21 protein-coding genes are annotated in these 22,396 nt (G+C 63.9%); 12 read left to right on the plus strand and 9 right to left on the minus strand.

All coding sequences use genetic code 11. The features are described from left to right. Positions 1-13 precede the first annotated feature (13 nt). The 4 genes from HU736_RS20860 to dinG all read right to left on the minus strand — a co-directional run bounded on the left by HU736_RS20860 (position 14) and on the right by dinG (position 6,844). Complete coding sequence (locus HU736_RS20860) at positions 14-1,003, minus strand: OmpA family protein (protein ID WP_186700735.1); 990 nt, start codon at positions 1,001-1,003, stop codon at positions 14-16. 98 nt (positions 1,004-1,101) lie between these two features. Beyond that, complete coding sequence (locus tag HU736_RS20865) at positions 1,102-2,247, minus strand: serine hydrolase domain-containing protein (protein WP_103438329.1); 1,146 nt, start codon at positions 2,245-2,247, stop codon at positions 1,102-1,104. 133 nt (positions 2,248-2,380) lie between these two features. After that, on the minus strand, positions 2,381-4,618 hold the full coding sequence (locus HU736_RS20870; RefSeq protein WP_186700736.1) for a beta-agarase: 2,238 nt from the start codon (positions 4,616-4,618) through the stop codon (positions 2,381-2,383). Between the two features lie 81 nt (positions 4,619-4,699). Beyond that, on the minus strand, positions 4,700-6,844 hold the full coding sequence (gene dinG / locus HU736_RS20875; RefSeq protein WP_186700738.1) for an ATP-dependent DNA helicase DinG: 2,145 nt from the start codon (positions 6,842-6,844) through the stop codon (positions 4,700-4,702). Positions 6,845-6,941: 97 nt separating this feature from the next. Between dinG and HU736_RS20880 the strand changes: the two genes are divergently transcribed. Then, complete coding sequence (locus HU736_RS20880; RefSeq protein WP_103438332.1) at positions 6,942-7,406, plus strand: CopD family protein; 465 nt, start codon at positions 6,942-6,944, stop codon at positions 7,404-7,406. A gap of 42 nt (positions 7,407-7,448) precedes the next feature. Here the strand turns inward: HU736_RS20880 and HU736_RS20885 are convergent, their stop codons facing one another. The 3 genes from HU736_RS20885 to HU736_RS20895 all read right to left on the minus strand — a co-directional run bounded on the left by HU736_RS20885 (position 7,449) and on the right by HU736_RS20895 (position 9,345). Continuing rightward, positions 7,449-8,207 (minus strand): hypothetical protein, encoded by a 759-nt coding sequence (locus HU736_RS20885; RefSeq protein WP_103438333.1) that lies wholly within the window; start codon positions 8,205-8,207, stop codon positions 7,449-7,451. Then, entirely contained in the window at positions 8,200-8,475 is a 276-nt protein-coding gene (locus HU736_RS20890) for a DUF1145 domain-containing protein (RefSeq protein ID WP_103438334.1), read from the minus strand. Before HU736_RS20890 ends, HU736_RS20885 begins: the two co-directional genes overlap by 8 nt. A 177-nt stretch (positions 8,476-8,652) precedes the next feature. Beyond that, complete coding sequence (locus tag HU736_RS20895) at positions 8,653-9,345, minus strand: PA1041 family peptidoglycan-binding anchor lipoprotein (protein WP_103438335.1); 693 nt, start codon at positions 9,343-9,345, stop codon at positions 8,653-8,655. Between the two features lie 158 nt (positions 9,346-9,503). Here HU736_RS20895 and HU736_RS20900 point away from each other — a divergent pair, with 158 nt between their 5' ends. The 10 genes from HU736_RS20900 to pdeM all read left to right on the plus strand — a co-directional run bounded on the left by HU736_RS20900 (position 9,504) and on the right by pdeM (position 20,940). Continuing rightward, positions 9,504-9,998 carry a DUF6231 family protein gene (locus tag HU736_RS20900; RefSeq protein ID WP_186700740.1) on the plus strand — a complete coding sequence of 165 codons (495 nt, stop codon included), beginning with the start codon at positions 9,504-9,506 and terminating at the stop codon, positions 9,996-9,998. Between the two features lie 4 nt (positions 9,999-10,002). Further along, positions 10,003-10,479, plus strand: a complete 477-nt coding sequence (locus tag HU736_RS20905) for a YchJ family protein (RefSeq protein ID WP_103438345.1) — start codon at positions 10,003-10,005, stop codon at positions 10,477-10,479. A gap of 2 nt (positions 10,480-10,481) precedes the next feature. Continuing rightward, positions 10,482-10,955: an LEA/WHy family protein gene (locus HU736_RS20910; RefSeq protein ID WP_103438346.1), complete on the plus strand. Its 474-nt coding sequence runs from the start codon at positions 10,482-10,484 to the stop codon at positions 10,953-10,955. Positions 10,956-10,961: 6 nt separating this feature from the next. Further along, on the plus strand, positions 10,962-11,165 hold the full coding sequence (locus HU736_RS20915) for an SEC-C metal-binding domain-containing protein (RefSeq protein WP_101321819.1): 204 nt from the start codon (positions 10,962-10,964) through the stop codon (positions 11,163-11,165). 118 nt (positions 11,166-11,283) lie between these two features. Then, positions 11,284-13,722: a penicillin acylase family protein gene (locus tag HU736_RS20920; protein ID WP_186700741.1), complete on the plus strand. Its 2,439-nt coding sequence runs from the start codon at positions 11,284-11,286 to the stop codon at positions 13,720-13,722. Positions 13,723-13,837: 115 nt separating this feature from the next. Continuing rightward, positions 13,838-14,848: a ligase-associated DNA damage response exonuclease gene (locus HU736_RS20925; RefSeq protein WP_186700747.1), complete on the plus strand. Its 1,011-nt coding sequence runs from the start codon at positions 13,838-13,840 to the stop codon at positions 14,846-14,848. Next, a complete protein-coding gene (locus HU736_RS20930; RefSeq protein ID WP_186700748.1) occupies positions 14,845-16,503 on the plus strand; it encodes an ATP-dependent DNA ligase in 1,659 nt (552 codons plus the stop codon). Before HU736_RS20925 ends, HU736_RS20930 begins: the two co-directional genes overlap by 4 nt. Before the next feature lie 99 nt (positions 16,504-16,602). Then, a complete protein-coding gene (locus HU736_RS20935; RefSeq protein ID WP_186700749.1) occupies positions 16,603-17,718 on the plus strand; it encodes a succinylglutamate desuccinylase/aspartoacylase family protein in 1,116 nt (371 codons plus the stop codon). A gap of 61 nt (positions 17,719-17,779) precedes the next feature. After that, positions 17,780-20,257 (plus strand): ligase-associated DNA damage response DEXH box helicase, encoded by a 2,478-nt coding sequence (locus HU736_RS20940; protein ID WP_186700750.1) that lies wholly within the window; start codon positions 17,780-17,782, stop codon positions 20,255-20,257. Between the two features lie 26 nt (positions 20,258-20,283). Next, the gene (gene pdeM, locus HU736_RS20945) at positions 20,284-20,940 is read left to right on the plus strand and encodes a ligase-associated DNA damage response endonuclease PdeM (protein ID WP_186700753.1); all 657 of its coding nucleotides are present in this window, start codon (positions 20,284-20,286) and stop codon (positions 20,938-20,940) included. Here pdeM and HU736_RS20950 read toward each other — a convergent pair whose 3' ends face one another. Both HU736_RS20950 and dcd read right to left on the minus strand, forming a co-directional pair. Continuing rightward, the gene (locus tag HU736_RS20950) at positions 20,941-21,171 is read right to left on the minus strand and encodes a hypothetical protein (protein ID WP_103438353.1); all 231 of its coding nucleotides are present in this window, start codon (positions 21,169-21,171) and stop codon (positions 20,941-20,943) included. Positions 21,172-21,268: 97 nt separating this feature from the next. Beyond that, positions 21,269-21,835 carry a dCTP deaminase gene (dcd, locus tag HU736_RS20955; protein WP_101321827.1) on the minus strand — a complete coding sequence of 189 codons (567 nt, stop codon included), beginning with the start codon at positions 21,833-21,835 and terminating at the stop codon, positions 21,269-21,271. A gap of 325 nt (positions 21,836-22,160) precedes the next feature. Here dcd and HU736_RS20960 point away from each other — a divergent pair, with 325 nt between their 5' ends. After that, complete coding sequence (locus HU736_RS20960) at positions 22,161-22,370, plus strand: cold-shock protein (protein ID WP_101321828.1); 210 nt, start codon at positions 22,161-22,163, stop codon at positions 22,368-22,370. Positions 22,371-22,396 lie beyond the last annotated feature (26 nt).

Genomic DNA, 22,396 nt, shown 5'->3' on the forward strand with positions numbered 1-22,396 from the left:
ACTTCCTTGACGATCAGTTGGTCTTCGCAGGGCTGTTGGCAGCGACTTTCTTGTCGGCCGTGGTTTTTTTCGCAGCCGGCTTGGCGGCCGGCTTCTTGGTAGCAGTCTTGGCTGCGGCCTTCTTGACCGGGGCTTTGGCCACGGCTTTCTTCGCCGCTGGCTTGGCAGCGGCCTTGGCTGCAGGCTTGCTGGCTGCAGGCTTGGCCACCGGGGCCTTGCTGTCTTGAGTGGCGACCACAGCGGCCGGGGCCGGCGCGAGGTTCGGCTGCTGGTATTTGGCCAACAGGGCCAGCATGGTGTTCTGCGGCGTCATCAGCAATTCGACGCGGCGGTTCAAGGCGCGGCCTTCGAGGCTGTCGTTGGCGGCGCGTGGCATCACCGAGCCCATACCTTTGAGGCTCAAACGGTCGCGCTGCAGACCACTCAGGCGGAAGATCGCCGAGACCGAGGCAGCGCGCTCAAGGCTGAGCTTCTGGTTGACGGCAGCGGCACCGCTGCTGTCGGCGTGACCGAGAATCAGCACGGCAGTTTTCGGGTCGACTTCAATGGCCTTGGCCAGACGGGTGATCGGCCCCAGGCTCGCCGGCAACAGCATGTTCGGGCGGTCCGGGTTGTACGAGCTGTCGACTGGAATGGTCACGGCCAACAGGTCTTCGCGGCGCTCCACTTCAAACTTGCTGTCCTTGACCGCTTCACGCAGCTTTGGCTCGTACTGGTCAAGCCAGGCCTGGGTGGCCTTGTGATCGATCTTGGGAACGACCGGCCCCTTGGCCTGAGTCTCTTCAGAGCCGAACGGCCACCACCAGCGGCTGCTGCTTTCGGACTTGGCATCGGCCTTGGCAACTTTTTCGGTCACCGCCTGCTTCACTTCCTGATCGGCAACCTTGTCCGAGCCAAACGGCCACCAGCTGTGACCGCTAGTCGAGGAGGCATCCTGCGATTGGCTGGCACAGCCGGTCATGGCCAGGCACAGGGCGAGTGCTAAGGTTTTTTGTGAAGACATCAGCGATACACCATGAAATTGAAGGAGATTTTGCCTGCAACTGCAGGCATTGGCATTGAGCATAGTCAAACCGTACGGGCATTACCCGCACTAGCCGATCAAAGGCAACTGGCGAGCACGCGCACCAGCTTCTGCGCTCTTGGGTCCATCAGCACGTAAGGGCCGAGGGTATTGGTGACGAAGCCAAAGGCAACATCGTGCTCGGGGTCGGCGAAACCGACCGAACCACCCGCGCCAGGGTGACCAAAGGCACGTGCGCCGAGGCCGAAGGTGGCGTTGGCTACGGTTGGCTGGTCCAGCATGCAACCCAGGCCGAAGCGGGTCTGGGTCAGCAAGGTGCGGTCTTCACCGAGACTGTGCTCGCGGGTCAGTTCATCCAGCAGCTCCGATTCGAGCAAGCTGCCGTCGAGCAGGCCGGCATAAAAACCGGCGAGGCTGCGCGCGTTGCCGTGGCCGTTGGCCGCGGGCTGCTGCATGCGTCGCCATTCGGGCTTGTTGGTGCTGGTCAGGATTGCTGGCGGGTTGGTGAACGCTCGGGTTGAAAGCGCCTCTGGCTCGCGCATGGTGACCTGCAGCAGGCGCTGCGCAGCCGCATCGCCCGAATTGCCCTTGCCGCGGGCGATATGTGCCACACGGTGGAATTCTTCATCCGCCAGGCCAATGTGAAAATCCAGCCCCAACGGCTTGGCCGTGCGGGCGACGATCGACTCACCCGGGCCGCGGCCGTCAGCTCGGCGAATAAGCTCGCCGATCAGCCAGCCATAGGTGATTGCCGCGTAGCCATGCTCGGTGCCTGGGGTCCACCACGGCGTTTCGGCGGCCAGCGCGGCAGTCATCGCTTCCCAGTCGTACAACGCCTCGGCGGGGAGCAGCTCGCGGATGGCTGGCAGGCCAGCGCGGTGGCTCAGTAACTGACGCAGGGTCACGGCTTCTTTGCCGGCCTGAGCGAACTCCGGCCAGTAGCGTGCTACCGGGGCATCCAGCGCCAGCTTGCCCTCGCCCACCAGTTGCAGGGCAGTCACGGCGGTGAACGTCTTGGTGCAGGAGAACAGATTGGCGATGGTGTCGCTATGCCAGGCCTGCTGCCCATCCTTGTCGGCACTGCCGGCCCACAGGTCGATCACGGTGTCGCCACCGACCTGGATGCACAACGCCGCACCGCGCTCCTGGGAATCCTCGAACAAGGCGGCGAATGCTTCACGCACCGCCTCGAACTTCAGCTCATAGTGACCCTGAATCTGCACCGCCAGCTCTCCGTACGACTCGAGTTTGCAAAGGCGTGCATTGTTTCAGTAGTTGACCATTTTGCCTACTGAATGTGGCCGGATGGTTGTCAGAAAACGTCGCCAAACAGCTCTGCAACCAGCCCCAAGCGCCTCATGGCGCCGGCTTGCTGACCACCGTGCGCAGCTCGTCGATTACCTGCTGATTACTCCGCCGCACCGCCTCGACAAAGCCCGGATAGGCCACATCAGTAATCGCCACCAACCCAAGATGGCCGTTTTCGCCATCGAGCAGGCGGCCACTGGCAGGCTGATCCAGATACTGGAACCAATGCGCACCGACGATCATCGGCTGGGCCATGGCGGCCTTGAGGAAGTTGGCATAGGCCGGGCCACGGTCCTCCTCGCGCGCCAGTTCCACCGGCCCCGGCCAGAACGGCCCACGGTCGCGCGAACCGAACTGGAATTCGGACACCAGCACCGGCTTATCCAGCTCGGCCAGGCGAGCAAAGTCGTAACCGTCGTCAGGCTTGAGGGTATAGAAGTTGAAACTGAGCACATCGCAGAACTCGGCGCAGGCCTTGACCGCCTGTGGGCTGCTCAGGGCAAAGCGGCCTCCGAGCAACAGGTGGTTGGGCGCATGCCAGTTGAGTGAATCGGCGATGGTCTTGAAATAGGTGTCGGCGAACACCTGTTGGAAGTACTGGTAATCGCGCTCTATTTCCGGGTGTTCGGGGTTGGGCAGCGGTGCTTCGAAGCCTGGGTCTTCCATTAGCTCCCAGGCCTGCAGCTCGATGCCCCAGGCCTTGGACAGCCCTTCCTGATTGCGGTACTTGTCGCGCAGCTGCTTGAGGAACGCGCGCTTGGCTGGCACGTCGGTGGTCAGGCGCAGGGTGCCGAAAGCGAGGCCATAGCGGGCCCGCGGATCATCACCGGGTGCGGCCCAGGCAAGCTCGTTGTCGGCAAAGTAACCGATCAGCCACGGGTCATCGCGATGATCACGGGCAGCAATCGCTACAGCACGTTCGGTGGCCATGGCAAAGCGTGGGTCGAACGGATCGGGCATGCGCCCCCACCAGTCCATGCCCGTGCTGATGCTGGCGTAGTCGCCGACGATCGACAACGGCAGGGTGTAAGGCACCCGTTTGGCCAGGCCCAGTTCAGGATCGCTCCAGTTGCCGAGGGTATTGAAGCCCCACGCCTGCAAGCGATCCAGAGCATGCGCCTGCCAGCGGGCGGCATCGATCGCCATCGGCGGGCACGCCTGGCTGGTCGGTTCGGCGGCGGCCGGGGCACAGCTGTGGCCATGGCTGCGTTGCAGATTGGCTGCGTAGAAGTCGAACCAGCGGCCCTGCTTGAATGCGCGCCCCTGCGAAGAGGCGTTGCCATCGTCGTTGTTGCCTTCGCCGTAGAAGGCCGCGAGCGGCTCGTCGACGCCGGGCAAGGCAGTGAACATGCCCTCGCGGCCAGCGACATAAGTACGCCCGCCGTCAGCAGCCACAGCGTTGACACCCAACGAGAAGAACGGATGGCCGTCAGGCGTCACCAGGAACCAGCGGCCATCGCGTTTCTCTGTACGGAAGAAGCCCTGAGCCTCAAACGCAGGCCCGGCCAGCAGCCCACCGTACGGGTCAAGCGCTTGCTTGCCGCGCTCTGCCAGCCAGGCCTTGAGCTGCGCCTGCTCGCGGCTATCGGCAGCTTTGAGCTGGTCATCGCTGACGATTCGCTCCGGCCAGCGGCCCCGCGTCGACTGGCCATAAGCGTCGATCAGGCCGGCATAGGCTGCCTTGAAGGCGAGATCGTCATCTTGCAGGCCGACCCTCTCGATCAGCAGGCTTTGCGCCACGTTGGGCTTGGGGATGCTCAGAGTCACCGAGCTTATCTGCTTCAGGTCCACCTCACCGACGCTGCTGGTCAGCAGCAAGCGCTGGCCGTCGTAGGTCCATGGCATCGGGGGGCCGGCACGCATGCCTTGGCTCAGCGGCGAGCTGGCGGTAAGCGGCACCATTACCGTTTGCGCAGGCCCGGCCGGCAGGTCGATGCGGCTGGTGAGGGTGCGGCCATCGCTGCTCTGCACTGTGACGTCGACCGTCAGCGCCCAATCCATCGCACTTTGCAGGCGCAAGGTGAGGGCCTTGCCGGCCGACCAGTCCCACGCCCCACCTTGCGGGCTCAGGCCCAGGCTTGGGCGTTCGACCGGATTGAACACGACGCGGCGCAACACCTCGCCCTCGGCGGTCTGTTCGGCGTTGTATTGCGGCATGCCGGCGTCGACGGTGATGACATTGACCACCGAGGCCGGCCGCACGAAGCTGAACAGCGTCTGCTGCCCAGCCAGCAAGGGTGAGCAGAACAGCAGCGTGAAGACTGCGGGCAAGGTGCGTCGAATCATAGAACTGGAGCTCTCCTTCAGGGCCGCGGGGAGCCCGTGACTGAGTAATGGACAACAGGCCGGAGCTGCACGCTCCAGCCGTCAGGAAATTTCCCGCCGGAACGGCGGTAGCGCGTTGAGGATAGCCTTGCCGTAGCGCTGAGTGACCAGGCGCCGATCGAGCAAGGTGATCACGCCGCGGTCCTGTTCGGTGCGCAGCAGGCGACCACAAGCCTGGATCAGCTTAAGCGAGGCGTCGGGTACGGAAATTTCCATGAATGGATTACCCCCGCGCGCTTCGATCCACTCGGCCAGAGCGGCTTCGACCGGGTCATCCGGCACCGAGAACGGGATCTTGGCGATCACCACGTGCTCGCAGTATGCGCCAGGCAGGTCGACCCCTTCGGAGAAACTGGCCAGACCGAACAGCACGCTGTGCTGGCCGTCGTCGACCCGCGCCTTGTGCTTGTTCAGCGTTTCTTGCTTGGACAGGTTGCCCTGAATCAGAACCAGCTTGCGCCAGTCACGATCAAGGCCATCGAATACGTCCTGCATCTGCTTGCGCGACGAGAACAGCACCAGCGCACCCCGCGCCTCTTCGAGCATCGCCGGCAGTTCGCGGATGATCGCGGCGGTGTGCCCGGCAGCATCACGCGGATCGGCGCCCAGATCAGGCACCCGCAGCAACCCGGCATCGCCGTGCACGAACGGGCTCGGCACCACACAGGTTACTGCGTCCCTTGGCAGGCCGGAGCGCATGCGGAAGCGGTCGAACTTGCCCAGCGCAGTCAGCGTTGCCGACGTCACCAAGGCGCCGTGGGCAACGCTCCACAGGCTGCGCCGGAGCATCTCTGCTGCGAGGATCGGGCTGGCGTTTACCTCGATGTCGAACAGCGCCCCGGTCTCGGCCAGGGTCAGCCAACGCGCCATCGGCGGGCTGTCTTCCGGGTCCTCGGCGGTGAACGCCGTCCACAGTTCCCAGTTGCCCTGAGCCCGAGTCACCAGGCTGCCGAACAGCGGGTACCACTCTTCGGCCTGGTGGCTGGCGATACCGATGTTCTTCTCGCCATCCATGCCTTCCTTGAGCAGGTCTGCCAGGCGCGTAAACAGGTCATTGAGCTGGGAAAAACCCTTTTTCAGCTCGATGCCGACTTCGCGGATATGCTCCGGCACCACCCCGCCCTCGAAGCGGTAGCGTGGCCGCTCGCGGCCTTCGGTGTCTTCACCGGGCTTGAAGTCTGCAATCTGCTCACAAAGGGTAAACATGAACTGCTGCTGGGTACGGATTTCACGCGCCAGCTCCGGCACCTGTTCGATGTACTTGCCCAGATCGCCCGGCAGCGGGTGCTGGGCGAGCAGCTTGGTCAGGTTCTTGGCCGTCTGCTCAAGCCAGTCGGCGGTCGAGCGCAGCCGCGAATAATGGGCAAAATGACCAATCGCCTTGTCCGGCAGGTGATGGCCTTCGTCGAACACATAAATGGTGTCGCGTGGGTCAGGCAGCACCGCGCCGCCGCCCAGGGCCAGGTCAGCCAGGACCATGTCGTGGTTGGTGACGATCACATCGACCTTGCCCATGCCTTCTCGAGCCTTGTAGAACACACACTGCTGGAAGTTCGGGCAGTGACGGCCGGTACATTGGCTGTGGTCGGTGGTCAGGCGTGCCCAGTCCAGGTCTTCGATGGTTTCCGACCAGCTGTCACGGTCACCATCCCAGCGGTTGCCGGCGAGCTTCTCGATCATGCTGTTGAACAGCTTCTGGCTGCGCTCGTCGACTTCGATATGGAAGCCTTCTTCCTCGAACAGCTGCGCAGTGGCCGACTGGGCGTGGCCTTCCTGCAACAGTACGTCGAGCTTGGACAGGCACAGATAGCGACCACGGCCCTTGGCCAGGGCAAAGCTGAAGTTCAGACCACTGTTGCGCATCAGGTCAGGCAGATCCTTGAAGACGATCTGCTCCTGCAGCGCCACGGTGGCGGTGGCAATCACCAGGCGCTTGCCGGCGACCTTGGCGGCGGGGATGGCCGCCAGGGCGTAGGCGACCGTCTTGCCGGTACCAGTGCCCGCCTCGACGGCAACCACGGCGGGGTCACCCGAGCGTCGACCTTCGTCGTCGCAGGCAATATCGCCAAGCACTTTCGCTACTTCGGCAATCATCAGGCGCTGGCCGTAACGTGGCTTGAGGCTCTTGGCTTCGAGAAAACGCGAATAGGCGCCTTGGATGGTGGCTTTGAGTTCGTTGCTGATCATGGTCTGCAGGCGCCCGAAGGGCTGGATATATTTTCAGTGTTTTGCATGGGCGGCTATCATACCCCGCTCGCGCCCTTTATGCCGCATGGAGATCCCGATGCTGAGCTTTACCCTACCCTACACCCTGCATGTGCTAGCCGCCCTGGTCTGGGTCGGCGGGATGTTTTTTGCGTGGCTGATCCTGCGCCCGGCAACGGCTGCAGCCCTGGAGGGGCCGGCACGGTTGCGCTTGTGGCTGGAAGTTTTCCGACGCTTCTTTGTCTGGGTCTGGGTCGCTGTGGCGATTTTGGCGATCAGTGGTATCGGCATGTTGCACATGCGCTTCAGCGGTTTCGAAACTGCGCCCAAGTACGTGCAACTGATGATGGGCGGGGCGATTGTGATGTTTGCCTTGTTCCTGCGCGTGCAGGCCTTGCTGCTGCCTGACTTGCGTGCCGCGGTGCAGGCCGAGGATTGGCCGGCAGGTGCTGCTGCGCTGGGGCGTATTCGCCGGCTGGTGGGTATCAACCTGCTGCTGGGGCTGGCCGTTGTGGCGGTTGCCAGCCTGCGTCTGCCGCTCTGAACGGTGCCGCCGCGCAGGCAAACTGCGCGGCGGCAAGCCCGGTTACAGGCGTCGCAGAATCAACTCCCCCTCTGCGCCAGCCAGTCCGGCCTGGCCTTCAACGCCCGGCCGGCCCTTGGCCCCAGCGTCGGTGCTATACACCAGGCAACCCTTGCTGGCGCCGCCTGCGCCAGGTTTGCCCGCTGCGCCAGGTTTGCCTGGCAGCCCCCCATCCAGGCGTACGACAATGCGCTGCTCGGGATAGTCAGCCGGCACCGCCAGACGAATCCTCCCGCCCGCTGCACCGTCATGGCCGTTGCCACCATTGTCGCCATCAGCGCCGCGGCTGGCCTGGCCCCAGGTGCAGCCACCGGCCTTGCCATTGGCGCCATCCAGGCCGACGTAACCCGGCGCACCGGCACCACCACGGGCGTCGATCGACAACTGCTCGGCGTCCAGTGCATGCAACTGCAGGTCAAGACTGCGACCACTGCGCGCGGCGCGTTCATAGGTACCCGGCGCGCCGTTGGCGCTGATCTCGCTGCCGCTGGCGAAGCGCGCCGAGGCTGCTTCGATGGTCAATTCCGTGTCGGCCGGAGCGACGGCAATGCGCGCATCTTGGCCAAGTTCCAGTTGCTCGACCTTGAGCGAGGTCAGTGACGCCGGCAACAGCAAGGTTGCCGAATCCGCCACCCGCAGGCGTTGCAGATGAACACTGCCGGCCTTGTTGGCCAGGCGCATCACCGAGTTGGTAGCAACATCCAGGCTGTCTGCCTGGGCCCATGGGCTGGCCAAGGCCACCAACAACATCAATTTACGCACGGCGGGGCGCCTCCTGAGGCTTGGGAATCGACATCACGTGAAAAATTCCTGTCAGCAAAATCTGCAGACGATCGAACCAGCGGTGGCTACGGTTGCGCAGGCTGGCGTTGAAAAACAGTACTTCGAGCATATGCAGGCCAAGCAAAAGGATGCCCGCTGCATTGATCAGGAGGTTGAACGGCAGCGGCTGCGGCATCAGCAGATTGACCAGCACCACCCACCAGAACACAACCGTCAGGGCCTTGCCCAGCCCCAGGATAAATCTCATACCCCGCCCCCCATCTTGTTTTTGTCGCGGCGGCCCATGCAAACGGGCCGCTGCGTCCACAGTAACGTTATCGAGGGGCACCCGCCAGAGCTTGTACCAGCGCTGGCGGGGCCGCAGTAGAGTTGATGGTGCAGCTGGAGGACAGCCTGCCAGGCGTCCTCCAGCTGCGGCCCACGGTCAACGCTCGATCTTGATCTCGGTCCGGCGGTTCATGGCACGCCCCTCAGCAGTAGCATTGTCGGCCACTGGCTGGGTTTCGCCGGCACCGACTACCGACACCACGCTGCTGCGCGGCACGCCGCTTTCGACGAGATAGTCAGTCACCGAATGCGCGCGGCGCTCGGACAACTTCTGGTTGTACGTGTCGGAGCCAACGCTGTCGGTGTGCCCGGTGACACTCAGTCGGGTGCTCGCCGCTTCCTGCTTAAGGCGGGTGGCGATGGTATTGAGGCGTTCTTTGTCGGCCGCAGTCAGCCGCGCAGAGTCGAACTCGAAGTGCACGTCACGGATGACTATGACTTCTTCCTTGACCACGACCACCTCTTCTACCACTGCTACCGGTTCAGGTGGGCAGCCATTGGCATCGACCTGTACCCCACGCGGGGTGCCCGGGCACTTGTCGCGGCTGTCCGGCACGCCATCGCCGTCTTCGTCACCGTCGCCATTGGCCCAGCAGTAGCCGGCGGCCAGACCACCGCCAAGCAGCGCGCCCCAGCCGGCCCAACTCGAGCTTTCGATAGCGCCAAGGGCGGCGCCGCCCACACCCCCGACGGCAGCACATGTCGGCCAGTCGGTTTTCTGCAAACCTGCACAACCAGTCAACACACTGGTCAGCAGCACCAAGGGTATCGCCGTGCGAACTATGCTCATCTGTTGCATCTCCTAGGGGGAATCGGCATAAGGCCGATCTGTGCCAGTAAAGACCGCGCATTCCCGATCTGCCAGCAATGAGCCATGCTGGTGTGCCACAGCCCTTTGCCGGCAAGCTCTAGCCAGCTAGGCTTGGCGACCCTGAACGGAGATAGGCAATGACCGAAGGTTTTTCCCAACGCACGCCGCAACAAGCCCTCGCCGCCTTGCTCGAGCGCGTGCAACCGCAGCGCCTGCTGCTGGTGGGCACGCGCTTCCCGGCGCTGGATGCCTTTGCCCAGGCGCACCCACAGGTGGTCATCGAGGTGGCAGCACCAGGCGTACTGCCGGATCCACTCGCCGCCCAGCGTTTCGACCTGGCGGTGCTGGTCGACTGCCTCGAGCACTTGCCCAAGCGCACCGGCCTGGAACTGCTGGCAGGCATCCGCAATCTGAATGCCAGTCGCCTGGCGGTGCTGGCCGACTTGAGCGCCTGCGGCTGGCAGGACACCGAGTTTTTCTCGCTGGCGATGTCGGCCAGCGAGAAATTCGGCCGCGAGGAGCAGGTGTTGAGCCTGTTCACCTATGATCTACATGACTACAAGCAGGTCCCTGACTGGCTCAACGCCAGGTTCTGGGCCAACCCTGAAAACTTCGGCAAGTACTGGTGGTGATGTGATGAGTGTCTCCGTTTGCCCTTGCGGCAGTGGCAACCTGCTCGACGCCTGCTGCGGGCATTATCATTCCGGCACCCCGGCGCCAGACGCCCAGGCATTGATGCGCTCGCGCTACAGCGCATACGTGCTGGGCCTGATCGATTACCTGGTCGCAACCACCCTGCCGGCTCAGCAAGATGGCCTGGACCGCGCTGCAATTGCTGCCTGGAGCGCGCAAAGCACCTGGCTGGGGCTTGAGGTGGAAAGCGCCGAGGTGCTTGGCGGTCAGCCTGAGCATGCGTTTGTCACCTTCATCGCGCGCTGGCACGACGCTCAAGGCGAACACGCCCACCGTGAGCGTTCGGCTTTCGTCCAGCGCGATGGCCTTTGGTACTTCATTGACCCAACGGTCGGCCTCAAGGCCACGCGCAACGACCCCTGCCCCTGTGCCAGCGGGCAGAAGTTCAAGAAGTGCTGTTCCAGTTACGTCGGTACTTGATCGTGAACGTCCTCGCCCGCCTGCTCCTGACCAGCTGCGTCCTGCTGCTGGCCGGCTGCGCGGGCTGGAGCGGCGAGCAATGGCGCGAACCACAGGTGCATCTGGTCAAGGTCGAAACAGTCAAGGCGCGCCTGCTGCAACAGGAGTTCGTCATTCACCTGCGAGTCGACAACCCCAATGACAGCCGCCTGTTCATCCGCAACCTGAATTATTCGGTGCGGCTCAACCAGTTGCTGCTGGTCGACGATGAGGCGAGCATCTGGCGCAGCGTCGCCGCCCACGAGGGGCGGACCTTCAAGATCACCGCCCGCACCAACCTGTGGAAGCAGCTCAAACCGCTGGCCAAGTTGCTCAAGAGCAGGCAACCGCTGCGCTATTCACTGCAGGCCGAGCTGAATACCGGGCTGATCATCTGGCGGGGCCTGCACTTGTCGCGCAGTGATGAGATAATGCCCGGCGATTTCTTACCGGAGTAACCTGCAATGACTCAGCAACCGCATGTTCATGGCCCTGACTGCAACCACGATCACGATCATCAGCATGATCATGACCACGGCCATGTGCACGGTCCACACTGCAACCACGGCCACCAGGAGCCGGTGCGCAACGCTTTGAAAGACGTTGGCCGCAACGACCCGTGCCCGTGCGGCAGCGACAAGAAGTTCAAAAAGTGCCACGGCGCCTGATTTTCGCTCGCTGACCCCTGCCGCAAGCAACTGCAGCCTTTGGCCGTAATTGCTTGCGGTTGATGCTTTCCGATCCAGCCAAATCCCTTTTTTGTCACACCTTGCAGGAGCCTCTTCAATGGCCGCCCCCGCTTTTCCTCCTTTGCGTCCCCGCTTCGCCAGCCTGGCGCTGCTAGGTCTGCTTGGTCTTGGCGGCTGCCAGATGAGCGCCGTGCAAGACAGCGTGCCGCCGACCACCGGCGTGCAACCGCTCAAAGGCCTCGCGCAGAACGTTTCGCTGCGGCGCAATGCCATGGGCGCACCGCTGATCGAAAGCAGCAGCTTCCACGATGCGCTGTTCACGCTGGGTTACGTGCACGCCGGCGACCGCATCGAGCAGATGCTCGGCATGCGCCTGCTGGCTCAGGGCCGCCTGGCTGAACTGGCCGGGCCAGAAGCGCTGGATATCGACCGTTTGATGCGGGTGGCCAATCTCAAGCAGAGCGCCAACGCCCTGTACGCCGACGCTTCGCCGCGGCTCAAGCGCTTCTTTGAAGTGTACGCGCGCGGGGTCAACGCCTACCTGTACCGCTACCGCGACAAGCTGCCGGGTGAGCTCGCCCGTAGCGGTTATCGCCCTGAATACTGGAAGGCCGAAGACAGCGCGCTGATCTTCAGCCTGTATGCCTTCAGCCAGTCAGTCAATCTGCAGGAAGAACTCAGCGCCCTGACCCTCGCGCAAAAAGTCGGCAGCGACAAGCTCGCCTGGCTGCTGCCGGGTGCGCCTGACGAGCCGCTGGCCGAAGGCGAAGTCGACAAACTCAAGGGCATCAACCTGGCCAGCCAACTGCCTGCCCTGCCTGCCCTAGCCAGTGCCAGCCAGAAGCTCGCCGACCTGGGCCTGCTCGGCAGCCCGGGCTCGGCCAACCTGGCCCTCGGCCCACAGCGCAGCCGCAGCGGCAAAAGCTTGCTGGCCAGTGACAACCGCGCCGCCTGGGCCTTGAGCCCGGTGCAAATCCACACCGGCAAGTATCAGGTTGCCGGCCTGTCGCTGCCGGGCCTGCCAATCGTGCTGGCCGGCTACAACGGCAAACTGGCCTGGAGCAGCAGCGCGGTCATGGCCGACAACCAGGATTTATATCTTGAGCAACTGCGCCGCCAAGGCAGCCAGGTCACTTACCTCGCCGACGGCAAATGGCTGCCAACGCGTGCCCGCAGCGAGACCTTCTTCGCCCGCGGCCAGCAGCCACTGCGCGAAGTGCTTTACGACACTCGCCACGGCACCCTGCTCGGCCAGCCTGCTGGCAACGGCCTCGGCCTGGCCCTGAGCCTGCCGCAGCTGAAGGGTGATCGCAGCCTCGACGCCTTGTTCGACCTGACGCGCGCCACCTCGGTGGAGCGCGCCTTCGACAGCACCCGCGAGGTCGGCGCAGCGGCGCTCAACTTCGTCTTTGCTGAGCCGCAGCACATCGGTTGGCAGGTCAGTGGGCGCTACCCGAACCGCCGCGAAGGCCAGGGCTTGCTGCCCTCGCCAGGCTGGGATGGGCGCTATGACTGGGACGGCTATGCCGACGCCATGCTCCACCCGTACGACCAGGACCCACCGTCCGGCTGGCTCGGCCATGCCAACGAGCGCAGCCTGGCCAAAGGTTACGGCATGCAGTTGTCCAACACCTGGTACTACCCCGAGCGCGCCGAACGTCTCGCTCAGCTGGCTGCCAATGGCCGCCACGACAGCCGCAGCGTGATGGCCCTGCAAAACGATCAGGTCAGCTTGTTTGCCGCCAAGCTCAAGCAGATGTTCAGCGCACCCGGCATGGCCCAGCCGCTCAAGCAGGCGATCGCGGCACTGCCACCGGCCCAGCGCGACAAGGCCAATGCCGCGCTGGCTCGGCTGCAAGCTTTCGATGGTCACCTGAGCCCAGTGTCGGCAGATGCCGCGCTGTATCAGCTGTTCCTCCAGGAAGTGGCCCGACAGACCTTCCTCGACGATCTTGGGCCTGAATCCGGTCCTGCCTGGCAAGCCTTTGTCAGCAACGCGCAGTTGTCCTACTCGGCGCAGGCTGATCACCTGCTGGGCCGCGAGGACAGCCCGTTCTGGGATGACCGCACCACCGCGCAAAAGGAAGACAAACCGGCGATCCTGGCCCGCAGCCTGGCCGGCGCGATCGACACTGGCACGGCGCTGCTCGGCGCCGACCGCAAGGCCTGGCAGTGGGGCAAGCTGCACCAGTACCGCTGGCCAGCACCGGCCTATCACGGCCTGGGTGACGCTATCAGCCGCGCGCCAATGGCGGCTGGCGGCGACTTCAGCACCCTGGCCCTGACGCCGTATGCCTGGGGCAGCAACTTCGACACGCAACTGCCAGCCTCGGCGCGGATGATCGTCGACTTTGGCCAGGCCGAACCGCTGCAACTGCTGACCAGCAGTGGTCAGTCCGGCAACCCGGCCAGTCGTCACCACAGCGATGGCGTGGACGCCTGGTTCAAAGGCCGCTTCATGAGCCTGCCGCTGCAACCGCAGAACTTCGCCCGTGCCTACGGTAGCCAGCGCCTGGACCTGGTACCGGGCAAGTAAGCCAACGCCCGACTGCCCGCACAGCCCTGGCTGTGCGGGCAACCTCCGCCAGACAATCCGAACTTCATCGCGCCAGCAACGCTCCTAGCTATAACTCCCTAGCCAGCGGCCTGCCATGGACCTTGTGATTGCTCGCCCCGAAGGCCTGTACTGCCCACCCGGTGATTTCTACATCGACCCGTGGCGCCCGGTTGATCGCGCGGTGATCACCCACGGTCACGGTGATCACTCACGTTCGGGCAACAATCACTACCTGACCGCGGCGCCTGGTGCCGGCATCCTGCGCAGCCGGCTCGGCCAGCACATCAATCTGCAGACCCTGCCCTACGGTGGACGCCTGGAACACCACGGCGTGAGCTTGAGCTTCCACCCGGCCGGGCATGTGCTCGGCTCGGCGCAGGTGCGCCTGGAGTACCAGGGCGAGGTATGGGTCGCCTCTGGTGACTACAAAGTCGAGCCCGACGGCACCTGCGCGCCGTTCGAGCCGGTGCGTTGCCACACCTTCATCACCGAATCGACATTCGGCCTGCCGATCTACCGCTGGCCGCCGCAAGCGGTGATTTTCGCCGAGATCAACCAGTGGTGGCGGGCCAATCGCGAACAAGGCAAGGCAAGCGTGTTGGTCTGCTATGCCTTCGGCAAGGCCCAGCGCATCCTCTATGGCCTTGACGCCAGCATCGGGCCGATCCTGGTGCATGGCGCGGTCGAGCCGTTGAATCGGGTCTATCGCGAAGCTGGCGTGGCCCTGCCGGAGACCCATTACGCCGGCGACTTCGCCCGCAACGACCCGCTACTGCGCGAGGCATTGATCATGGCGCCGCCGTCGGCCGGCGGCAGCAGCTGGATGAAGCGCTTCGGCGAGTACAGTGATGCCTTCGCCAGCGGCTGGATGCGCCTGCGCGGCACCCGACGGCGGCGCGGGGTCGATCGCGGTTTTGTGCTGTCTGATCACGCTGATTGGCCGGGGCTGTTGTGGGCCATCGCCCAGACCGGCGCCGAGCGGGTCATGGTCACTCATGGTTCGGTCAATGTGCTGGTGCGCTATTTGTCCGAGCAAGGCCTGGACGCGCGGGCCTTCGTTACCGAATACGGCGAAGAAGACGACACCCGCGAGGTTCAGCCATGAAGGCTTTTGCCGAGCTGTACCTGCGCCTGGACGGCACCACCTCGAGCAACGCCAAGTTGCTGGCCTTGCGCGAATATTTCAGCCAGGCACCTGCGCAGGACGCTGCCTGGGCGGTGTACTTTCTTGCCGGCGGCCGGCCGCGGCAACTGGTGCCGACCCGCTTGTTGCGTGAGCTGGCCATTGAATTGTCAGGCCTGCCCGACTGGCTGTTCGAAGAGAGCTATCAGTCAGTGGGCGACCTGGCCGAAACCATTTCGTTACTGCTCCCCGACAGCGCCCATGCCAGTGATCAGGGTCTGGCTGAGTGGATCGAGCAGCATCTGCTGCCATTGCGCGGCCAGCCTCAGGAAGAGGTACGCGCGCGCCTGCCAGTGCTGTGGGCGCAGCTTGACCGGCAGAGCCTGATGCTCTGCCTGAAACTGATCACCGGCAGTTTCCGTGTGGGCGTGTCGAAACTGCTGGTCACCCGCGCACTGGCGCAGTTGGCCGATCTCGACGCCAAGCGCGTGGCCCAGCGCATGGTCGGCTATACCGACCTCAGCCATAAACCGAGTCCCGCCAGCTACCTCAAGCTGATCGCCGCCGAGTCGGCCGACGAGCACAGCCAGCGCGGCGGCCAGCCGTATCCGTTCTTTCTGGCCCATGCGTTGCAAGCGCCGACCGAACAATTCGACGCCCTGCTCGGCCCGGTCAGCGACTGGCAGGCGGAGTGGAAGTGGGACGGCATCCGCGCGCAGGTGGTCAAACGCGAGGGCCAGTTGTGGATCTGGTCACGAGGCGAGGAGCTGGTGACCGATCGCTTCCCCGAGCTGCACAGCCTGGCCAGCAGCCTGCCGGACGGCACTGTGCTCGACGGCGAGATCCTGGTGTGGAAGCCGGGCGCCAGCAGCGAGGATGTCGCCGTGCAGCCATTCGCCCTGCTGCAACAACGGCTCGGCCGCAAGACCCTGGGCAAGAAGCTGCTCGGCGATGCCCCGGTGGTGCTGCAGGCCTACGACCTGCTCGAATGGCAGGACCACGACTGGCGCAGCCGCCCGCAGCACGAACGGCGCGCGCAGCTGGAGCGAGTAGTCGCCGAGTACCCGCAGGCGCCACTGCTGCTGTCTCCATTACTGACCGGCGACAGCTGGGCCGACCTGGCCGAGCAGCGCGAACAGTCGCGCAACCTCGGTGTCGAGGGGCTGATGCTCAAGCAGCGCGATGCGCTCTACGGGGTTGGCCGGACCAAGGACATGGGCCAGTGGTGGAAGTGGAAGATTGACCCGTTCAGCGTCGATGCCGTGCTGATCTATGCCCAGCGCGGCCATGGCCGGCGCGCGAGCCTGTACAGCGATTACACCTTTGCCGTGTGGGACGCACCGGCAGGCACGCCTGGACGTGCGCTGGTGCCATTCGCCAAGGCCTACTCAGGCCTCAGCGATGAAGAAATGCGCAAGGTCGATGCAATCGTGCGCAAAACCACCGTGGAAACCTTCGGCCCGGTGCGCAGCGTCACCCCGACGCTGGTGTTCGAACTGGGCTTTGAAGGCATCGCGCTGTCCAAGCGGCACAAGAGCGGCATCGCCGTGCGCTTCCCGCGGATGCTGCGCTGGCGCCTGGACAAGCCGGTCGAGGAAGCCGACGACCTGGCTACCTTGCAGGCCCTGCTGAGCTGAAAACCGTGATCGGGATCTGCCTGCGCGCATGCGCAACGCCGAAGTTTGTGCTTCTATCTTCAGTCGCAGCCCGATCATCAACCAGCGCCCAGGACCCCCATGCACCACTCGACCCACAGCTTGCTCAGCCCCGCGCCCGGCATCAGCCGGCACCTGCACAGCTTCCAGTTCGGCCCAGCCGGCGCCGGCAAAGTCTATATCCAGGCCTCGCTGCACGCCGACGAACTGCCGGGCATGCTGGTCGCCTGGCACCTCAAGCAGCGCCTGCTCGAACTGGAACAGCAAGGCCTGTTGCGTCAGCAGGTCCTGCTGGTGCCAGTGGCCAACCCATTGGGCATCGAGCAAGTGCTGCTGGATGCGCCCATGGGCCGCTTCGAGCTGCACAGCGGGGAAAACTTCAACCGCAACTTCGTCGACCTTTCGGACACCATCGGCGACCAGCTCGAAGGCCAATTGACCCAGGACCCGCAACACAACCTTGAGCTGATCCGCGAGCACCTGCGCCGGGGCCTGGACGCGCACCCGGCACGTACCGCGCTGCAGTCCCAGCGCTTGTGCCTGCAACGACTGGCGTGCGATGCCGACATGGTCCTCGACCTGCACTGCGACTTCGAAGCGGTCGAGCACCTGTACACCACGCCGCAGGCCTGGCCGCGGGTAGAGCCACTGGCGCGCTACCTCGGGGCGCAGGCCAGCCTGCTCGCGACCGACTCGGGCGGGCAGTCGTTCGATGAGAGCTTCAGTCTGGTCTGGTGGCAATTGCAGCAGCGCTTCGGTAAGCGCTACCCGATCCCCGAGGGTGGCATTTCGGTCACGCTGGAGCTGCGCGGGCAAGCCGACGTCTGCCACGCGCTGGCGACCAAGGACTGCCAGGCGATCATCGACTTTCTGACCCACGCGGGGGTTATCGAAGGGCAACCGGCCGAATTACCGGCGCTGCTCCATCCGGCCACACCACTGGCCGCAGTGGAACCCGTCAGCACCGCCCAGGGCGGGCTGGTGGTATTTTACGCAAAACCCGGCCAATACCTGCAAGCCGGGCAACTGATTGCCGAGGTGATCGACCCGCTCACCGATCAGGTCAGTTCGCTGCGCAATCAACAGGCCGGGCTGCTGTATGCCCGTAGCGTTCGGCGCATGGCAACCAGCGGCATGGTCGTCGCCCATGTCGCGGGCGAGCAGATTTGCCGCAGTGGTTACCTGTTGGGCAATTAACAGGTAAACCAATGGACACGCACAGCGGTCTGTAGAAGCACAGCCTTTGACGGATCCACGCATGCCCGCCACGACCGACCTTGCCAACGCCTGGTTTGCCACGCGTGGATTCAAACCCTTCGCCTTTCAGCGCCAGGTCTGGGCCGCCGTCGAGCGTGGCGAGTCGGGGCTGGTGCATGCCAGTACCGGCTCTGGCAAAACCTACGCGGTATGGCTGGCCGCCCTGCGCGCCTATGCGCGCACGGTCAACTCGACCGCTAAGCCGGCGCCGCTGCAGGTGCTGTGGATTACGCCGATGCGTGCGCTGGCAGCGGATACCGCACGTGCCCTGCAGGCGCCGCTGGATGACCTGGAACTGAACTGGAACGTCGGCGTGCGCAGTGGTGATACCAGCTCTGCCGAGCGCGCCCGGCAAGCCCGGCGACTGCCCAGTACGCTGGTGACCACTCCAGAAAGCCTGACCCTATTGCTGACCCGCACCCAGGCCAATGAAGACTTTGCGCAGCTGCGCATGGTGGTGGTCGACGAATGGCACGAGCTGCTTGGCAACAAGCGTGGCGTGCAGCTCCAGTTGGCGTTGGCGCGCTTGCGCCGCTGGCATCCCGGGCTGGTGGTGTGGGGGCTGTCGGCGACCTTGGGCAATCTTGAGCACGCCCGCGATGTGCTGTTGCCCGCCGGTGGCTCACTGGTCAAAGGGCGTCAGGACAAACGTTTTGTCGTCGACACGTTATTGCCGGAGGCAATCGAGCGCTTCCCTTGGGCCGGTCACATGGGCCTGAAAATGCTCAAGCAGGTCAGTACCGAAATCGACGCCAGCGAAAGCTGCCTGGTCTTCACCAATACCCGCGCGCAAGCCGAGCTGTGGTATCAGGCACTTCTCGCGCACCGCCCTGACTGGGCCGGCTTGATCGCCCTGCACCATGCCTCGTTGGCTCGGCAGACCCGCGACTGGGTAGAGCGCAGTCTCAAACAAGGCTCGCTCAAGGCGGTGATCTGCACGTCAAGCCTGGACCTTGGGGTGGATTTTCTGCCAGTAGAGCGGGTACTGCAGATTGGTTCGGCCAAGGGTATCGCGCGTTTGATGCAGCGTGCGGGTCGATCCGGGCATGCGCCCGGGCGCGCCTCGCGGATTACCCTGGTGCCGACCCACAGCCTCGAGCTGGTCGAGGCCGCCGCTGCTCGCCATGCCCTGGCCGCCGGCCAGATCGAGGCACGCCAGTCGCCGCGGCTGAGCATGGATGTGCTGGTGCAGCATCTGGTCAGCATGGCGCTGGGCAGCGGCTTTCGCCCGGCAGAACTGCTCGAGGAAGTGCGCAGCACCTGGGCCTTTCGCGAACTGCGCGACAGCCAGTGGCAATGGGCGCTGGATTTTGTCTGCCATGGTGGCAGTTCGCTGACGGCCTACCCTGACTACCAGCGCGTCGAAGCCCACGCCGACGGCATCTGGCGTGTAGCCAACGAGCGCCTGGCGCGGCGCCATCGGATGGGCATCGGCACCATCGTCAGCGATGCCAGTATCCAGCTCAAATACTGGAGCAAGGGCGGCGGCGGCAAACAGCTGGGCAGCGTCGAGGAATCATTTATCGCGCGCCTCAAACCCGGCGATACGCTGGTGTTTGCCGGCCGCGTGCTGGAGCTGGTGCGGGTCGAGAATATGACCGCCTATGTACGCCGCAGTACCGCTCGCAAGGCGGCGATTGCCCGTTGGAATGGCGGCCGTATGCCGCTGTCGAGCGAACTGGCGGACGCCTTGGTGGAGCGCCTGGATGCCGCAGCCCATGACCATTTCGACGGCCCCGAAATGCGCGCCGTGCGACCTCTGCTGGAGTTGCAGGCAACTTGGTCGGCGCTGCCCACCCAGCACACCCTGCTGGCCGAGACATTCACTTCAAGACAAGGCTCGCATCTGTTTCTGTACCCATTCGCCGGACGCATGGCCAACCTGGGCCTGGCCAATCTGATAGCGTGGCGCGTGAGCCGGGTGCAGCCATTGTCGGTGTCCATTGCGGTCAATGATTACGGCTTCGAGCTGGTCAGCCCCAGCACGGTCGATTGGGCCACGTATCTGCCGCGGGCGTTGAGCACGGATGATCTGCTCGAAGATGCACTGGCCAGCTTGAATGCGGGCGAAATGGCGCTGCGGCGCTTTCGCGAAATCGCGCAGATTTCCGGTCTGGTGTTCGGCGGCTACCCCGCCGCGCAGAAGAGCACTCGACAGATTCAGGCCTCCAGCGGATTGTTCTACGAGGTATTTCGCAAGCACGACGCCGACAATCTGTTGCTCGGCCAAGCGCGGGATGAGGTGCTGCGCGAAGAACTGGAAATCGAGCGACTGCATCGGCAGCTGCTCAAATTGAGCACGCTGCGTCTGGATCTGCACGACCTGCGTCGCCCCGGACCATTGGCTTTCGCGCTGTTGGTAGAAGGCATGCGCGAGACCCTGAGCACAGAAAAACTGGCCGACCGCATTGCACGGATGGTGGCTGATCTGGAAAAAGTCGCCGACGCACCCAACGGGCGAACCCGACGCGGGAGCTGAGCCTTGCCCTGAATACAAGGACTTCTATGCAGCATCTAGAAATTGAACACTGCGGCGAAACGCTCTGGCTGCTGCCGGACAAGGCCCTATACTGGCCAGCGCGGCGGGCCTTGTTGGTCGCTGATGTGCACATCGGCAAGGCGGCAAGCTATCGCGCATTGAATCAGCCAGTGCCGCGCGGCACCACCGATGCCACCCTCGCCCGCCTTGATGCGTTGCTTACCGAGCACGCTTGCGAGCAATTGATTGTACTCGGCGATTTCTTGCACGCCCGCCACGCTCAGGCGCCGGCGATCATCGCTAAGCTCAAGGCCTGGCGCGAGCGGCATGCTCAGGTGCAGATGATTCTGGTGCGCGGCAACCATGACCGCCACGCCGGCGACCCACCGGCGGAGCTGAACATCGAGATCAAGGAAGAACCGTGGCTATACGGCCCGTTTGCCCTGCAGCACGAGCCCACGGCAAACCCTGCGCACACGGTGCTGGCAGGACACGTGCATCCGGTTTACGTACTGCGCGGCAGAGCCCGGCAGCGGTTGCGCTTGCCGTGCTTTCTGATCAACAAGGAGGTCTGCCTGTTGCCCGCATTCGGCGAATTCACCGGGGGCTGGACGGTCGAACCCGACGCAGCCACCCGCGTGTTTCTGGCAGGGGCTGAGCGGGTCTGGGCAGTGCAGCGTTAATTACGCAACAGGAGTAGGCGGTATATCGTCCGGCAAGGTCGGTACACCCGGCTCGGTCGGTTGATCCTCACCCGGCTGAGGCGGCTGCGGGCTGTCCGGGTCTGGCTGGCCCGGCACCCCTCCTGCCTGCACAGGCAGTGGTGGCTGCGCCAACAGCGACCAGGCCAGCAGGCCGATCTGGTTGGGCTGGAGATGAGCCAGCTGGGCACTGACAGTGGTATGGAGTTTCATGGGCAGCTCCTCACGGGGGCCGGCGTACGTCATGCACGCCGCAACTGTTACCCCGTTGGAGTGCCTTGCGGGCAACTAATTCCCCGCGCTCGTCGGCTCAGGTCCGCGGCAGGGTGACGCCACGCTGGCCCTGGTACTTGCCGCCACGGTCTTTATAAGAGACTTCGCACTCTTCATCGGACTCGAGGAACAGCATCTGCGCCACGCCTTCGTTGGCGTAGATCTTTGCCGGCAAGGTGGTGGTGTTGGAGAACTCCAGCGTCACATGGCCTTCCCACTCTGGCTCGAGCGGCGTGACGTTGACGATGATGCCGCAGCGAGCGTAGGTGCTTTTGCCCAGACAGATGGTCAGGACGTTGCGCGGGATGCGGAAGTACTCGACGGTGCGCGCCAGGGCGAACGAGTTCGGCGGGATGATGCAGACGTCGCTTTTGACGTCGACAAAGCTGCCGGCGTCGAAGTTTTTCGGGTCGACCGTGGCCGAATTGATGTTGGTGAAGACCTTGAATTCGTCTGCGCAGCGTACGTCGTAGCCGTAGCTGGAAACGCCGAAGGAAATCACCCGGCTGGCTTCGTCACCGCGCACCTGGCGCTCGACGAAGGGTTCGATCATGCCGTGTTCCTGCGCCATGCGGCGAATCCACTTGTCTGATTTGATGCTCATGGCGGGTGTCCTGAAGGCTGCAAGGTAAAAAACGAGAAGCGCATCTTACCGGTCCCGGCCTCCGGGTTAAAGTTCCCCGACCGTATCCCACGCCGGACGGGGCTTGCAGCCGCCGCCGATCCGATTTTGAGCAAAGCCGCGTTTGGCCATTGGCAGGCTGAAGAAAGTGGGGTATGGTGACGTCACTGTGCTGCACGTGACACCGAGAACTCTAGTTAGATGCACGATCCCAATCTGCCCATCGCTGAATTTTCCGACTCTTTGCACTCAGTCCGGCCAGGGCATTTCCTGCGCCGATAATTACTTTGTCCAAGGAGACAGACACATGTCCAACCGTCAAAACGGTACCGTCAAGTGGTTCAACGATGAAAAAGGCTACGGCTTCATCACCCCTCAATCGGGTGACGACCTGTTCGTGCACTTCAAAGCCATCCAAGCTGACGGCTTCAAAACTCTGAAAGAAGGCCAAGCCGTAACTTTCGTCGCTACCCGCGGCCAGAAAGGTATGCAGGCTGAAGAAGTTCAACTGGGTTAATTCCAGCTGGCTTCAAAAAACCCGCT

The sequence above is a fragment of the Pseudomonas shirazensis genome, from assembly GCF_014268785.2.
Taxonomy (GTDB): Bacteria; Pseudomonadota; Gammaproteobacteria; order Pseudomonadales; family Pseudomonadaceae; genus Aquipseudomonas; species Aquipseudomonas shirazensis.

Coding starts and splice junctions, on each gene's coding strand:
- HU736_RS20960 (WP_101321828.1), top strand. CDS start 22,161: ATGTCCAACCGTCAAAACGGTACCGTCAAGTGGTTCAACGATGAAAAA.
- HU736_RS20905 (WP_103438345.1), top strand. CDS start 10,003: ATGAGTGTCTCCGTTTGCCCTTGCGGCAGTGGCAACCTGCTCGACGCC.
- HU736_RS20915 (WP_101321819.1), top strand. CDS start 10,962: ATGACTCAGCAACCGCATGTTCATGGCCCTGACTGCAACCACGATCAC.
- HU736_RS20925 (WP_186700747.1), top strand. CDS start 13,838: ATGGACCTTGTGATTGCTCGCCCCGAAGGCCTGTACTGCCCACCCGGT.
- HU736_RS20935 (WP_186700749.1), top strand. CDS start 16,603: ATGCACCACTCGACCCACAGCTTGCTCAGCCCCGCGCCCGGCATCAGC.
- HU736_RS20950 (WP_103438353.1), bottom strand. CDS start 21,171: ATGAAACTCCATACCACTGTCAGTGCCCAGCTGGCTCATCTCCAGCCC.
- HU736_RS20900 (WP_186700740.1), top strand. CDS start 9,504: ATGACCGAAGGTTTTTCCCAACGCACGCCGCAACAAGCCCTCGCCGCC.
- HU736_RS20895 (WP_103438335.1), bottom strand. CDS start 9,345: ATGAGCATAGTTCGCACGGCGATACCCTTGGTGCTGCTGACCAGTGTG.
- dcd (WP_101321827.1), bottom strand. CDS start 21,835: ATGAGCATCAAATCAGACAAGTGGATTCGCCGCATGGCGCAGGAACAC.
- HU736_RS20930 (WP_186700748.1), top strand. CDS start 14,845: ATGAAGGCTTTTGCCGAGCTGTACCTGCGCCTGGACGGCACCACCTCG.
- HU736_RS20920 (WP_186700741.1), top strand. CDS start 11,284: ATGGCCGCCCCCGCTTTTCCTCCTTTGCGTCCCCGCTTCGCCAGCCTG.
- HU736_RS20940 (WP_186700750.1), top strand. CDS start 17,780: ATGCCCGCCACGACCGACCTTGCCAACGCCTGGTTTGCCACGCGTGGA.
- pdeM (WP_186700753.1), top strand. CDS start 20,284: ATGCAGCATCTAGAAATTGAACACTGCGGCGAAACGCTCTGGCTGCTG.
- HU736_RS20860 (WP_186700735.1), bottom strand. CDS start 1,003: ATGTCTTCACAAAAAACCTTAGCACTCGCCCTGTGCCTGGCCATGACC.
- dinG (WP_186700738.1), bottom strand. CDS start 6,844: ATGATCAGCAACGAACTCAAAGCCACCATCCAAGGCGCCTATTCGCGT.
- HU736_RS20880 (WP_103438332.1), top strand. CDS start 6,942: ATGCTGAGCTTTACCCTACCCTACACCCTGCATGTGCTAGCCGCCCTG.
- HU736_RS20870 (WP_186700736.1), bottom strand. CDS start 4,618: ATGATTCGACGCACCTTGCCCGCAGTCTTCACGCTGCTGTTCTGCTCA.
- HU736_RS20890 (WP_103438334.1), bottom strand. CDS start 8,475: ATGAGATTTATCCTGGGGCTGGGCAAGGCCCTGACGGTTGTGTTCTGG.